The organism is Kitasatospora sp. NPDC056327, assembly GCF_042261735.1.
Classification (GTDB): Bacteria; Actinomycetota; Actinomycetes; order Streptomycetales; family Streptomycetaceae; genus Kitasatospora.
The window spans coordinates 17,325-31,050 of record NZ_JBHJRC010000024.1; the positions used below are offsets into that span (position 1 = coordinate 17,325).

10 protein-coding genes are annotated in these 13,726 nt (G+C 74.2%); 7 read left to right on the plus strand and 3 right to left on the minus strand.

The genetic code is table 11. The features are described 5' to 3' along the window. Nucleotides 1–3 precede the first annotated feature (3 nt). Nucleotides 4–2,250, minus strand: a complete 2,247-nt coding sequence (locus ACFCX4_RS06105; RefSeq protein ID WP_376139279.1) for an FdhF/YdeP family oxidoreductase — start codon at nt 2,248–2,250, stop codon at nt 4–6. 187 nt (nt 2,251–2,437) lie between these two features. Between ACFCX4_RS06105 and ACFCX4_RS06110 the strand changes: the two genes are divergently transcribed. After that, a complete protein-coding gene (locus ACFCX4_RS06110; protein ID WP_376139280.1) occupies nt 2,438–4,207 on the plus strand; it encodes a protein kinase in 1,770 nt (589 codons plus the stop codon). A gap of 137 nt (nt 4,208–4,344) precedes the next feature. On the opposite strand, the gene ACFCX4_RS06115 is transcribed toward ACFCX4_RS06110, so the two are convergent. Both ACFCX4_RS06115 and ACFCX4_RS06120 read right to left on the minus strand, forming a co-directional pair. Next, the gene (locus tag ACFCX4_RS06115) at nt 4,345–6,279 is read right to left on the minus strand and encodes an FAD/NAD(P)-binding protein (RefSeq protein WP_376139281.1); all 1,935 of its coding nucleotides are present in this window, start codon (nt 6,277–6,279) and stop codon (nt 4,345–4,347) included. Further along, nucleotides 6,276–7,358, minus strand: coding sequence for an amino acid ABC transporter permease (locus ACFCX4_RS06120; RefSeq protein ID WP_376139283.1), 1,083 nt, complete (start codon nt 7,356–7,358; stop codon nt 6,276–6,278). Before ACFCX4_RS06120 ends, ACFCX4_RS06115 begins: the two co-directional genes overlap by 4 nt. A gap of 718 nt (nt 7,359–8,076) precedes the next feature. Between ACFCX4_RS06120 and ACFCX4_RS06125 the strand changes: the two genes are divergently transcribed. The 6 genes from ACFCX4_RS06125 (at nt 8,077) to ACFCX4_RS06150 (ending at nt 13,706) form a co-directional block, all read left to right on the plus strand. Then, nucleotides 8,077–9,243: an LLM class flavin-dependent oxidoreductase gene (locus ACFCX4_RS06125; RefSeq protein WP_376139284.1), complete on the plus strand. Its 1,167-nt coding sequence runs from the start codon at nt 8,077–8,079 to the stop codon at nt 9,241–9,243. Beyond that, a complete protein-coding gene (locus tag ACFCX4_RS06130; RefSeq protein ID WP_376139286.1) occupies nt 9,240–9,752 on the plus strand; it encodes a GNAT family N-acetyltransferase in 513 nt (170 codons plus the stop codon). The genes ACFCX4_RS06125 and ACFCX4_RS06130 overlap by 4 nt, the downstream gene beginning before the upstream one ends. 132 nt (nt 9,753–9,884) lie before the next feature. Further along, nucleotides 9,885–10,835: an ABC transporter substrate-binding protein gene (locus ACFCX4_RS06135; protein WP_376139288.1), complete on the plus strand. Its 951-nt coding sequence runs from the start codon at nt 9,885–9,887 to the stop codon at nt 10,833–10,835. 34 nt (nt 10,836–10,869) lie between these two features. After that, a complete protein-coding gene (locus ACFCX4_RS06140; RefSeq protein WP_376139289.1) occupies nt 10,870–11,880 on the plus strand; it encodes an amino acid ABC transporter permease in 1,011 nt (336 codons plus the stop codon). A 53-nt stretch (nt 11,881–11,933) separates the two neighbouring features. Continuing rightward, a complete protein-coding gene (locus ACFCX4_RS06145; RefSeq protein ID WP_376139312.1) occupies nt 11,934–12,686 on the plus strand; it encodes an amino acid ABC transporter ATP-binding protein in 753 nt (250 codons plus the stop codon). A gap of 36 nt (nt 12,687–12,722) precedes the next feature. Then, on the plus strand, nt 12,723–13,706 hold the full coding sequence (locus ACFCX4_RS06150; RefSeq protein WP_376139290.1) for an ABC transporter substrate-binding protein: 984 nt from the start codon (nt 12,723–12,725) through the stop codon (nt 13,704–13,706). Nucleotides 13,707–13,726 lie beyond the last annotated feature (20 nt).

The following is a 13,726-nucleotide window of genomic DNA, read 5'->3' on the forward strand; positions in this document are numbered from 1 at the left end:
CGGTCAGGCACCGGTGCCGCTGTCGGGCTCGAAGCGGATGACGACGGCCTTGGACGTCGGCGTGTTGCTGATGTCGGCGGTGGAGTCCAGCGGGACCAGGACGTTGGTCTCGGGGTAGTACGCGGCGGCGCCGCCCCGGGCCACCGGGTAGAGGACGACGCGGAAGTGGGGGGCCCGGCGTTCCACGCCGTCCTTCCACTCGCTGACGAGGTCGACGTACTGGCCGTCCGAGAGCCCCAGCCCGGCGGCGTCGGCGGGGTCGACCAGGACGACGCGGCGCCCGCCCCTGATACCGCGGTAGCGGTCGTCGAGGCCGTAGATCGTGGTGTTGTACTGGTCGTGGGAGCGCAGCGTCTGGAGCAGCAGGCGCCCCTCCGGCACCTCGGGGGCGGTGAGCGGGTTGACGGTGAAGTTGGCCTTCCCGGTCGCGGTGGGGAAGGTGCGGGAGTCGCGCGGGCCGTGCGGGAGGGTGAAGCCGCCGGGGCGGCGCACCTTGTCGTTGTAGTGCTCGAAGCCGGGGACGACCCGGGCGATCCGGTCGCGCAGGGTGTCGTAGTCGGCGGCGAAGTCCTCCCACGGCACGGTGTCCCGGGGGCCGAGGACGGCGCGGGCGAGGCGGCAGACGATGGCGGTCTCGGAGAGCAGCCCCGGGGCCGGCGGGCGAAGGCCGCCGCGCGAGGAGTGCACCTGGCCCATGGAGTCCTCGACGCTGACGAACTGGGCGCCGTGCGCGGTGACGTCCCGGTCGGTGCGGCCGAGGGTCGGGAGGATCAGGGCGCGGGCGCCGGTGACCACGTGCGAGCGGTTGAGCTTGGTGGAGACGTGCACGGTGAGCCGGCAGCGGCGCATCGCCGCCTCGGTGACCGCGGTGTCCGGGGTGGCGGCGACGAAGTTGCCGCCCATCGCGAAGAACACGCCGATCCGGCCGTCGCGCATGGCCCGGATGGTGTCGACGGAGTCGAGGCCGTGCTCGCGCGGCGGCTCGAAGGAGAACTCGCGGCCGAGGGCGTCCAGGAAGGCGGTGGACGGCCGTTCGAAGATGCCCATGGTGCGGTCGCCCTGGACGTTGCTGTGCCCGCGTACCGGGCAGACGCCCGCGCCCGGGCGGCCCACGTTGCCGCGCAGCAGCAGGAAGTTGACCACCTCGCGGATGGTCGGTACGGCGTGCTTGTGCTGGGTGAGGCCCATGGCCCAGCAGACGATGACCTTGCGGGAGGCCAGGACCAGGCGGGCCAGCTCCTCGATCTGGGCCCACGGCAGTCCGGTGGCGGCGAACTCCTCGTAGCCGTGGCAGTGCTCGTCGACGAAGGCGTGGTCGACGGCGTCCTTCTCGACGATCAGCTGGTTGAGGGCGCGGAACAGGGCGAGGTCGCCGCCGAGCCGGATCTGCAGGAAGAGGTCGGTCAGTCTGGTGCCGTGGCCCACCAGGCCGCGCGCCTGCTGCGGGTTCTTGAACCGCTCCAGCCCGGCCTCGGGCAGCGGGTTGACGCTGACGATCGTCGCGCCGGCGCGCTTGGCGCGCTCCAGGGCGGAGAGCATCCGGGGGTGGTTGGTGCCCGGGTTCTGACCCGCGACGATGATCAGATCGGCCTGGTAGAGGTCCTTGAGACCGACGCTGCCCTTGCCGACGCCGAGCGTCTCGGTGAGCGCCGAGCCGGAGGACTCGTGGCACATGTTGGAGCAGTCCGGGAGGTTGTTGGTGCCGAGCCGGCGGGCGAACAGCTGGTAGGCGAAGGCGGCCTCGTTGCTGGTCCGGCCCGAGGTGTAGAACGCCGCGCCGTCCGGGGAGTCCAGCGCCTTCAGCTCCTCGGCGATCAGCGCGAAGGCGTCGTCCCAGGAGACCGGCGTGTAGTGGGTGGCGCCCTCGTCGAGGAGCATCGGCCGGGTGAGCCGGCCCTGCTGGCCGAGCCAGTAGCCGGAGCGCCCGGCCAGCTCGGCGACCGGGTGGGCGGCGAAGAACTCGGCGTGGATCCGGCGCTCGGTGGCCTCCTCGGCGACGGCCTTGGCACCGTTCTCGCAGAACTCCGCGGTGTGGGTCTTCCCGGGCTCGGGCCAGGCGCAGCCGGGGCAGTCGAAGCCGTCGGGCTGGTTGACCTTGAGCAGGGTGCTGAGGGTGCGGCGGGCGCCCATCTGCTCGGTGGCCATCCGCAGGCTGTGGCCGACGGCGGTCAGCCCGGCGGCCGCGTGCTGGGGCGCGGACACCCGGGGGGCGTCCTGCGCCGGGTCGCTCTGCGGGGCCTGCTTGGCCATGACTGCGCTCCTCGGCTGGGCGTGCGGCGGCCCCCGCGCCGTCGCGGGGCCTGCTGTCATCCTCGCACCCGGGGGGCCGGCCGCGGCAGGGGCGAAGGCGAGGAGGCGGGAGGAACGGGAGGGGGAGCGCGTTGGACGGCGTGGATAGGGTTCGATTGCTTCGAGAGGGCGGGGGGTGGGGCGGGTGATGGCGGGCGACGTGCTCGACGGGCGCTACCAGCTGATCGAGCGGCTGGGCCAGGGCGGCTTCGGTGTGGTGTGGCGGGCCTTCGACACCCGGATGCGGCGTCCGGTGGCGGTCAAGGTCATCAACCACCACGGCGAGGACCAGCAGAAGGCCGCGCTCCGGTTCGTCCGGGAGGCCTGTGCGGCCGGGAACCTCTCGCACCCGCACATCGTCACCGTGCACGACCTCGGCGAGGGCGAGCTGGCCGGGCGCCGGGTGACGTACCTGGTGATGGAGCTGCTCGTCGGCCGCACCCTGACGGCGGTGCTCAGGGACGGCCCGCCGGACCCGGCGCAGAGCCTGCGCTGGGTCCGGCAGATCTGCTCGGCGCTGGCCGCCGCGCACGACGCGGGGATGGTGCACCGCGACATCAAGCCCGAGAACATCATGGTCACCGAGGCCGGTGCGGCGAAGGTGCTGGACTTCGGCATCGCGCAGCTGGACACCGGGGCGGGCGGGCTGACCACCACCGGGACGCTCATCGGGAGCCCGGCGTACATGGCACCGGAACGCTGGACGGGCGGCCGGGTGGACGGCCGGGCGGACCTCTACGCGCTCGGCTGCGTGCTGGTCGAACTCTGCACCGGGGTAAGGCCGTTCGGCGGGGACTCGTCGCCGGTGCTGATGTACCAGCACCTCAACGAGCCGCCGCCGGCGCTGGATCCGGCGCGGTTCGGGCTGCCGGGGGAGCTGGCGGGGCTGGTCGCGGAGCTGCTGGCGAAGGACCCGGCGGGCCGGCCGGCAGACGCCCGGGCGGTGGAGCGGCGGCTGGCGGAGCTGGCCCGGGTGCTCGACGAGGGGGAGCGGTCCCCGGGGGCGGCGGAGCGGGCGCCGGTGGCACCGGCCGGACCGCCGGGGCCGGTGCCACCGCCGGAACCGGTGCAGGTACCGGGGCCGGGGCCGCTGCCGGGGCCGGGCTCGCACGGCGTCGCGCAGGCGGTGGTGTACTGGGCGGTCGAGGTCGCCCCGGGCGGCCCGGGGACGGTGCTGCCCGTCCACCCGGCCTTCGCCGCGGCCCGGGCGGCCCCGGGCCGGCCGCGCCCGCCCGGCCCGCCGCTCGCCCCCACGCCCCCGCCGGGCCCCGACCCGGTCCGCGAGGAGCTGCGCAGGGGGCGTCTGAACGCGTACCTGGCACCCGATCCGGCGGACGCCGCGCGCCTGCTCCAGGCCGTCGGCCGGACCAGCGCCGAGCTGTTCGGCCCGGCCGACCGCGACACCCTGGGCGTCTGGCGGGACTTCGCCTGGTACGTCGGCCGCACCGGTGACCTCGATCTCGGCATCCGGCTGCTGACGGCGGTGGTGGACGACCTGGCGCGGGCCCTGGGGCCGGACGACCCGGACGTCCTGGCGGCGCGCCACCAACTGGTGTGGTGCGTCGCCGAGAGCGGGTACGTGGTGACGGCGGTGCGGATGCAGACGCAGCTGGTGGCCGGGGCGGAGGCCGTCCCGGGGGTCCCGCCGGCCGGGGTGGCCGAGGCGCGGGGGCGGCTCGACGCCTACCGGGCGGCCCTCGGCGAGGGCCGCGGCCGGCCTCCCGCGGCCGGCCGCGGGGAGGTGCTGGAGCTGGTCCGCCGGCTGCGGGACGGCCGGTTCGCCTCACCGGCCGAGGCGGACACCTGCCTCGCCGCACTGGGGACCGCGACCGGGTTCGACGGCTTCGCCGAGCGGGTCCTCCGGGCGCCGTGGTGCGTGACCCCGGAGGACCTGGTGGCCGAGCTGTACCCGGCCTGACCGCCTGACCGCCTGACCGCCGGGCCGCCTGACCGCCGGGCCGCCTGACCGCCGGGCCGTCGGGCGTCCGCGGCCCGGACGGCGGAGGCCGCCCCCGCTGCCCGCCGTGCGGCCCCCGGCCGAGGGGGGCCGGGGGGTCAGACCGGGACCGCCTCCTCCGTCCGGGCGAGCGCCCGGAGCAGGGCCCGGGCGGCCGCGTCGTTCTGGCGGAAGCCGGGGGAGTCGGTGCGCGGGCGGGCGAAGGCGGCGGCCGCGCGGAGGCTGGTGTGCGGGCCGAGCGCGGTGCGGCGCGGGTGCGTCCCGCCGTCGAGGTCCGGGGCGACGGCCGGGTCGAGGACGCGGCTGTCCCCGGGGCGGATGGTGAGCAGGCCCGAGTGGTGGGTGTACTCGGGGTCGGTGACCACCTCCTCGACGATCCGCCCGGTGCGGTGCAGGTCGCGCAGCAGCGGGTCCCGGGTGCGGGCCAGCACGTGCTTCGGCAGGTAGGCCTCGACCAGGGCGGTGGCGGTGACGGTGTGGCCGGGGACGGTGGCGCCGGAGGCCCGCCAGGTACCGGTGGCGGCGTCCCGCTCGACCCGGATGCCCGCACCCAGGAAGCGGACCACCCCGGCCTCGGAGAGCGCGAGCAGCTGGCGCAGCCGGAAGCCGGGCGGGCCGGAGGCCAGGTAGCTGAAGTAGCCGAAGAACCACTCGTCGACCTCCTCGGCCACCGACCGGGCGGTGAGCCGGCCGGAGCCGAGCAGCCGGGGCAGCTGGACGAAGAGCGAGAGCAGGGCGAGGAAGGCGCCGAGGTCGGCGCTGTGGGCGGCGTCGGCGCGGCGGTCGGCGTCCCCGGTGATGTAGTCGCGCAGGTGCCGCTGGAGCGCCTCGGCGGAGCCGAGTTCGAGGCCGGCGAGCGGGAAGTCCAGGCGGTCCAGGTCGAGCCGGTCGGCGGGGTCGGGGACGGCCCGGTCGACCAGGTCGCGCAGCGCGGGGGTGTCCCAGCCGTGCGCGTCGTAGCCGGCCAGGAACTCCGCCCAGGGCAGGGCGGTGCGTTCCGGGTGGGCATGGAACAGCTCGTGGTAGTGGCCGAACCCGATGTCCTTGGCCATCAGCGGCCAGGCGTCGCGGCGCAGTTCGAGGGGGCCGGGCCGGTCGAGCAGGGCGTCCACGGCGGCGGCGTCGAAGTAACGCGGCAGCGGCGCGCGGGGGCCCTGCAGCCGGTAGTCGGTCTTGGAGTGGTACGGGACGCCGCGCCGGGAGCCGACGTGGACGACGGGTTCGCGCCCGGACGGCCGGTAGACCAGGCCGCCCGCGCCGTCCGGCTCGAAGCGTCCGCCGCGGCCCTCGGTGAGCAGCGCGACCACGTCGACGAAGGCGAGCCCGAAGCCGCGCAGCACGGTGTGCTCGCCGGGGGCGATGCGGTCGAGGTCGGCGGCGGAGTCGGCGGAGTAGGCGGGCGGCAGGTGGACGCGGCCGTGCCGGGCGGCGAACTCGGCGTCGGCGGCGTACCGGGGGTCGGGGGCGGAGTCGAGGTGGCCGAGGGTGAGCACGACGTGGTCGGCGGTGAGCACCCGGTCGGTGAGGTGGACGCGCTGCGGGCCGTCGGCGGGGCCCTCGACCCGGTGCGCGGTGTCCCGGTGGACGGTGACCGTGACGTGCGGCGGCAGGTCGGCGACGGCGCGCCGGAACACCCAGTCCAGATAGGCGCTCTGGGCCCGCCGGGTGGGGAAGTCGGTGGGCGCGAGGGTGCTCAGCTCGGCCCGCACGTCCGGGTCGGCGACCTCCCTGTAGGGAGCGAACCCCTCGACGGCGGAGGCCCATTCGGCGAGCGAGGGGCCGGGGCGGACCGGGCCGTCGATGGTGGAGCGCTCGTCGGTGAACATGGTGACGTCCTCGGCCATCGAGTTCATCCGCAGCAGCGGGGACTGCTCGTGGCGCCAGATCCGGCCGCCGCCCGGCGGGTGCGGGTCGACGAGGTGGATGTGCAGCGGCCGGTCGGCGGGCAGCAGGGCGGGCGCGTTGGCAGCGATCCGTTCCAGCACGCCGGTGCCGCGCGGTCCGGCGCCGACGATCACCAGGGTGGCGCTCATCGGGCCGCTCCCCGGGCCGGGGCGTCGGCGGGGAGGCCGGCCGCGGTGCCGGGACCGTCGGGCGGGGCGTCGGCGGCGGTGCGCAGCCGCCGGTACGCGGCGCGGGCCTTCTGCAGCGGGGTGGGCGGCAGTCCCTCCCGGGTGGCGCCCTTCGCGTAGTGCCGCTCGACGTAGTACTGCCCGACGGACAGCACCGTGGTGATCACGATGTACCAGATGGTGGCGACCATCAGCATCGGGATGACCTGGTAGGACTGCAGGTAGACCAGCTGGACGGAGTAGAGCAGGTCGGAGACGGCCAGCACGCTGATGATGCTGGTCCCCTTGAGCGCGCCGATCAGCATGTTGCCGGCGGTCGGCACGATCGAGCGCATCGCCTGCGGGACGACGATCCGGCGCAGCACCCGCCACCGGCCGATGCCGAGCGAGGAGGCCGCCTCCAGCTGGCCGCGGTCGACGGAGAGGATGCCGCCGCGGACCACCTCGGCGGCGTAGGCGGCCTCCAGCAGGGTCAGGCCGACGACGGCGGTGAGGGTCGGGCCGAACAGGTTGACCGTGCGGACGGTGAGGAACTCCGGGCCGAAGGGGATGCCCAGGCCGAGGGTCGGGTAGAGCGCGCCGATGTTGAAGAAGAGCAGCAGCTGCACCAGGGCCGGGGTGGAACGGAAGATCCAGATGTAGACCCAGCTGAGCGTGCGCAGCACCGGGTTGGAGGAGAGCCGCATGGTGGCGAGCACGGTGCCGAGCACGAAACCGAGGCCCAGGGTGACGGCGGTCAGCCAGAGGGTCAGGGTGAGGCCGTTCATGACGGAGGCGGCGGTGAACCAGTCGGCGACCACGTCCCACTGGAACGCCCGGTTGCGGGCCACCGAGTTGACGACCATCGCGAAGAGCAGCAGGGCGACGGCGGCGGACACCCACTGGCCGGGGCGGCGGCGCGGGACGATCCGGGCGGTGGCGGTCGTGGCGTCGGGGGTCGTGCCGGCGGGTGCCGCGCCGTCCCGGGGGGCGGTCGCGGGCGGGGCGGCGGAGGTCTTGGCGAGGGCGGGCGTGGGCAGGACGTCCGGCGGGGTGGCCATGCGGAGGCTCCAGGCGGGAGTGCGGGGTCGCGCGCGGGTGGGCGCGCCGGGCGGGGTACGGCGTGGTCACGTACGGCCGTGGCGGCCGGTCCGCGTCCCTCAACACGGCCGGCGATGCACTGCACTCCGCTTTCGATCGTACGCGTGAGCGATCGGCCGGTGTCAAGGGTGCGGCGCGGCCGGGCGGCCGGGGCGGGCGGACGTGTCGCGGGGCGACAGGAGATCGCAACAGAGCGGTAATGGAGGGTGGTTGACGCCGTGCTCGGTTCGCTGTTCAACTTGAGCCCATGTACGCCGAGCAGCCACTGGTCACCCGCGACCACATCGACTTCGGTCGGGTGTGGTCCGCGGCGTGTCGCGGCTGACCCGGCAGCGGGCCGTCCTTCCGGCCCCGCCCTCCTCCGGAGGGACCTCCCTCGGTGCCCCGTCCCGGGCCGGGAGAGCCGTCGCTTCCTGACGGTTCGTCATCAGCGCGCTGCCGCCGCCCCCCTCCTTCCCGCACCGCTGCGCTCCGGCAGTTCCTCCGCCCACCCGCGGGCCGTCACGTGCCCGCCGTCGCCCTCCCGCACCGCGTCACCCGGCGCCGCACCGCCGGCCACCACGTTCCTCCGCACCACGTACCTCCGCACCAGGGCCCGGCCGCACCTCGCCAGGGCCGTCTCCGGTCTGCCCACCCGCAGCCCACCGGACCGCGCACGACCCGAAAGGTTCCACCACCATGCCCGTCGAATTCCTCGGCATAGCCGCCACCGCCGACGGTACGGAGACCAGCGCGCGCACCACCGCCGCCTTCGACCGCGAGTACACCCTGCGGCTGGCCCGCGCCCACGAGGACCACGGCTGGGACCGCGTGCTGTTCGCCTACGGCTCCGGCGCCCCCGACCCCGCGCCCGCCGCCGCGTTCATCGCCTCCCGCCTCGACAGCCTGCAGCTCCTGCTCGCCCACCGCCCGAACGTCTCGTACCCGACCTTCGCCGCCAAGACCTTCGCCACCCTGGACCGGATCAGCGAGGGCCGGCTCACCGTCCACTTCATCACCGGCGGCAGCGACCACGAGCAGCAGCGCGAGGGCGACTTCCTCACCAAGGACGAGCGGTACGCCCGCACCCGTGAGTACATCGGGATCGTCAAGAAGGCGTGGACCAGCCGGGAGCCGTTCGACCACGAGGGCGCGCACTACCGCTTCAACGACTTCGTCTCCGACGTCTTCCCCGTGCAGGAGCCCCGGCCGGGCGTCTCCTTCGGCGGATCCTCGGAGGCCGCGTACGCGGCCGGCGGCGCCGAGGCGGACGTCTACTGCCTCTGGGGGGAGCCGCTGGCCCGCACCGCCGAGCAGATCGGGCGGGTGAAGGAGGCGGCCCGGGCCGCCGGGCGCAGCGACGTGCCGCGGATCCAGGTGGCCTTCCGGCCGATCATCGCGCCGACCGAGGAGCTGGCCTGGGAGAAGGCGCACCGGACGGTGGAGGCGATCCGGGCCCGCCGGGAGGGCGGTGAGCCGCTCCGCCGGGGCCGTCCGGCCGACGCCCGGCCCGAGAACACGGGCTCCCAGCGCCTGGTGGAGATCGCCGAGGCGGGCGAGCGCTACGACCGGGCGCTGTGGACGCCGACCGCCGCGGCCACCGGCGGGGCCGGGAACTCCAACGCGCTGGTCGGCACCCCGGAGACGGTCGCCCAGGCGCTGCTGGACTACTACGACCTGGGCGTGGACATCCTCTCCGCGCGCGGCTACCACCTGGTGGACGACGCGATCGACTTCGGCCGCCACGTCATCCCGATCGTCCGCGAGGAGGTCGCCAAGCGGGACGCGGCCAGGGCGGCCGCCGAGGCCGACCGTTCGGCCCGGGCGGAGCGGGACCGGCACCAGCTGATCGCGGTGCAGGCGTGAGCGCTACCGGCGGTGCCCACGGCGCGGGCGCCGCGGCGGCCCCGGTCTTCGAGGTGCGCCGGGTGCGCATCGACGACCCGCTCGCCGAGCCGCTGGTGCGCGAACTCACCGAGGAGTACGTCCGCCGCTACGGGCCCGGCGCGCACGAGGAGATGACCCGCTACCCGGTGGAGAGCTGGACCGAGCCGCACGGCGTCCTGCTGCTCCTGCTGGAGGACGGCGAGCCGGTGGCCGGCGGCGCCTACAAGCGCTACGACGAGCGGACGGCCGAGGTGAAGCGGATGTGGACGCACTCGGCGCACCGCCGCCGGGGCCTGGCCACCCGGGTGCTGGCCGAACTGGAGCGGGCCGCCGCCGCGGTCGGCTACGACCGGATCTACCTCACCACCGGTCCGCGCCAGCCCGAGGCCAGGGGGCTCTACCTGGTCAACGGCTACACCCCGCTGTTCGACGTCGCCGCCGACCCGCTGACCATCGGCCCGCTGCCGTTCGAGAAGCGCCTGGCCTGAGCGTCCGGCCCGGGCACCCGCCCCGGGCACCCGCCCCGGGCACCCGCCCCGGCGGCCCGGCCCGCACCCGCCCGCGCCCGGCGCCCCGGCGCCCGTTCCACGACCGAAGCACCACGGAAAGGCACCCCACCCGTGAGAACCACCACCGTCCGCCGCCGCCTGCTCGCGGCCACCGCCCTGCTGCCGGTCCTGGCGCTGGCCGCGTGCGGCTCGGACCCGAAGACGGCGTCCGGGACGGCTCCCGGACAGCAGGCCGTCTCCGCCGCCGCGGAGGACCTCGTCTCCGGCCTCAAGAAGTCGGACACCGCCGCCGCGCTGCTGCCCGCCGACATCCGCTCGGCCGGCACCGTCAGGTTCGGCGCCTCGATCGGCGCCCCGCCGTCCGCCTTCTACGCGGACCAGGCCACCAAGAAGGCCGCCGGCATCGACATCGACTTCACCGACGCGGTGGCCAGGCTGCTCGGGCTGACCGTGCAGCGCGAGGAGGCGTCCTTCGAGACCATCCTGCCCGCGCTCGGCAGCGGCAAGTACGACGTCGGCACCGGCAACTTCGGCGTCACCGAGACCCGGCTGAAGACGATCGACTTCGTCACCTACATCGACGACGGCCAGGGCTTCGCGGTCAAGAAGGACAACACCTCGATCCAGCCGGTCACCGACCTCGTCCAGCTCTGCGGGCTGACCGTCGGCACCGGCGCCGGCACCACCTTCGAGACGACGCTCAACGCGAAGAAGAGCGTCTGCACCGACGCCGGCAAGCAGCCCTTCGAGGTCAAGGCGTTCAGCGACAACGGCTCCACGCTCACCAGCCTCCAGAACGGCCGCGTGGACATCACCATGTCCACCATCAACGGCCTGCGCTACCAGGCGTCCCAGGAGGCCTCGGGCATCAGGTTCCTCGGTGAGTTCCACCGCCTCGACGTCGGCTTCGCGTTCAAGAAGGGCTCCCCGCTCACCCCGGCCTTCCAGGCGGCCGTCAACGAACTGATCAAGAACGGGACGTACGAGCGGATCCTCAAGAAGTGGGGGGTGACCGACTCGGCCGTCAAGGAGTCCCAGATCAGCCCGCCCGAGCACAAGTGACCCCCTGTCCAGGGCCCCTTGGGAGGAGTCCCCCATGAGCACCGTCACCACCACCGAAGCCCTCGTGAAACCCGGCGGCAGACCCGGCGCCGCCGGCCCGTCCGCGCCGCTCGACCTCGGCGAACTGGCCGGGCTGCGCACCGTCCCCGCCCGGCACCCCTGGCGCTGGGCGGCCGGCCTCGTCACCCTCGTCGTCCTCGCCCAGTTCGCCCACGGCCTGGCCACCAACCCCGGCTGGGACTGGGCCACCTTCCGGATCTTCTTCTCGGCCGACACCATCCTGCGGTCGGTCGGCCGGACCGTCGAGCTCACCGTCTACGGCACCGTGCTGGGCTTCGTGCTCGGCGCCGCGGTGGCCGCGCTGCGGCTCTCCCGCAGCAGGATCCTGCAGACCGTCGCCTGGGCCTACGTCTGGGTGTTCCGCTCGATCCCGCTGATCGTCCAGCTGGTCTTCTGGTTCAACCTCTCCTACCTCTACAAGCGGTTCGGCATCGGCATCCCGTTCGGGCCGACCTTCGGCGACTTCGAGACGGTCGGCGTGCTGGGCGCGCTCGGTGCGGCCGTGCTCGGCCTCGGGCTGCACCAGGCCGCGTTCGCCGCCGAGATCATCCGCGGCGGCGTCATCGCCGTGGACCCCGGCCAGCGCGAGGCCGCCACCGCGCTCGGCGTGCCGCGCTTCCGCCAGGCCTGGCGGATCATCCTGCCGCAGGCCATGCGGGGCATCCTGCCGGCCGCCGCCAACGAGGTGATCTCGCTGTTCAAGGGCACCTCGGTGGTCTACGTGATGGCCATCGGCGAGCTCTTCTACCAGGTGCAGGTGGTCTACGGCCGCACCGGCCGGGTGGTGCCGCTGCTGATGGTCGCCACCGTCTGGTACGTGCTGCTCACCACGGTGCTGTCGATCGGCCAGTACTACGTGGAGCGCTACTTCGCCCGCGGCGCCGACCGCACACCGCCGCCCACCCCGTTCCAGCGGGCCCGCGCCCTCGTCCGCGGCCCGCGCTCCCGCACCGCCCCCGCCACCGCTCCCGGAGGACGCTCGTGACCACCCTCGCCAAGGAACCCGCCGTCGAGGGCGGCACCGCCCCGCAGCCGCCCATGGTGCAGGTCCGCGGCCTGTGGAAGAGCTTCGGCACGAACGCGGTGCTGCGCGGCGTCGACCTCGACGTGCCGGCCGGCTCGGTGACCGTGGTGCTCGGTCCGTCCGGGTCCGGCAAGTCGACCCTGCTGCGCTCGATCAACCACCTGGAGAAGGTCGACCGGGGCTTCGTCGCGATCGACGGCGAGCTGATCGGCTACCGCCGCGCCGGGGACCGGCTGCACGAACTCAGGGAGCGCGAGGTCCTGCGGCAGCGGACCAACATCGGCTTCGTCTTCCAGAACTTCAACCTCTTCCCGCACCTGACCGTGCTGGAGAACCTGGTCGAGGCGCCGGTCAGCGCGCTGGGCCGGCCGAAGGCCGAGGCCCGGGCCCGCGCCCTGGAGCTGCTGGAGCGGGTGGGGCTGGCCGAGAAGGCGGACGTCTACCCGCGCCAGCTGTCCGGCGGCCAGCAGCAGCGGGTGGCGATCGCCCGGGCGCTGGCGCTGGACCCGAAGGTGCTGCTGTTCGACGAGCCGACCTCGGCGCTCGACCCGGAGCTGGTCGGCGAGGTGCTCGACGTCGTCAAGGACCTCGCCCGGGCCGGCACCACGATGATCGTGGTCACCCACGAGATCGGCTTCGCCCGCGAGGTCGCCGACACCGTGGTCTTCATGGACGGCGGCGCCGTCGTCGAGCAGGGCACGCCGCAGGCGGTCCTCGACGCGCCGCAGCACGAGCGGACCAAGGCCTTCCTGGCCAAGGTCCTCTGACCCACCGAACCCCCTCCCACCGGCAGGAGTCCCGCCATGTCCCTACCCCGTCGCGCCCTCGTGACCGCCGCCGCCGCGCTCGCCGCCGTCCTCACCCTGGCCTCCTGCGGAGGATCCTCCGACGCCGCGGCGGAGCTGGCCCCCGCCAAGGGCAGCACCGCGCCGAACGGCGCCACGGTGAACCTGACGCCCGAGCAGAACCGGGTGACCACGCCCAAGGTGGACGCCATCGCGGCACTCGTGCCGGAGGAGATCAGAAAGCGCGGCACACTCACGGTGGTCGACTCGCTCGGCACCACACCGCCGCTGGACTTCTACGCCAACGACGACAAGACGATCATCGGCGTGGAGCCGGACCTCGCCTCCCTGATCGCCAACGTGCTCGGCCTCAAGGTCGAGTTCAACCCGGTGTCCTGGGAGAACATCTTCGTCGGCCTGGACAGCGGCAAGTACGACGTCGGCATCTCCAACATCACCGTGACCGAGGCCCGCAAGGAGAAGTACGACTTCGCCACCTACCGCCTGGACATCCTCGGTTTCGAGGCCAAGAAGGGCACCGGCTGGAAGGTCACCGGAGCCAAGGACATCGCGGGGAGGACCGTCGCCGTCTCCTCCGGCACCAACCAGGAGAAGCTGATCGTCGCCTGGAACGAGGAGAACGTCAGGAACGGTCTGAAGCCGGCCGACATCAAGTACTTCCAGTCGTCCTCGGACTACTACCTGGCGCTCTCCTCCGGCCGGATCGACATCTACGTCGGCCCCAACCCGGTACTCGCCTTCCACGCCGTGCAGACCGGCGAGACCGAGGTGATCGGCACCTACTCGGGCGGCGGCGCCGAGGTGCTCGGCAAGATCGCGGCCACCACGAAGAAGGGCGCCGGCCTGGTCCCGGCGCTGAACGGGGCGATCAACGAGGTGATCAGGAACGGCACCTACGCCCAGGTCCTGAAGCGCTGGGGGCTGGACGCGGAGGCCGTGCAGAGCTCCGAGATCAACCCGGTCGGTCTGCCCAAGACCTGAGCCGCGCCCCCGGGCCGCCC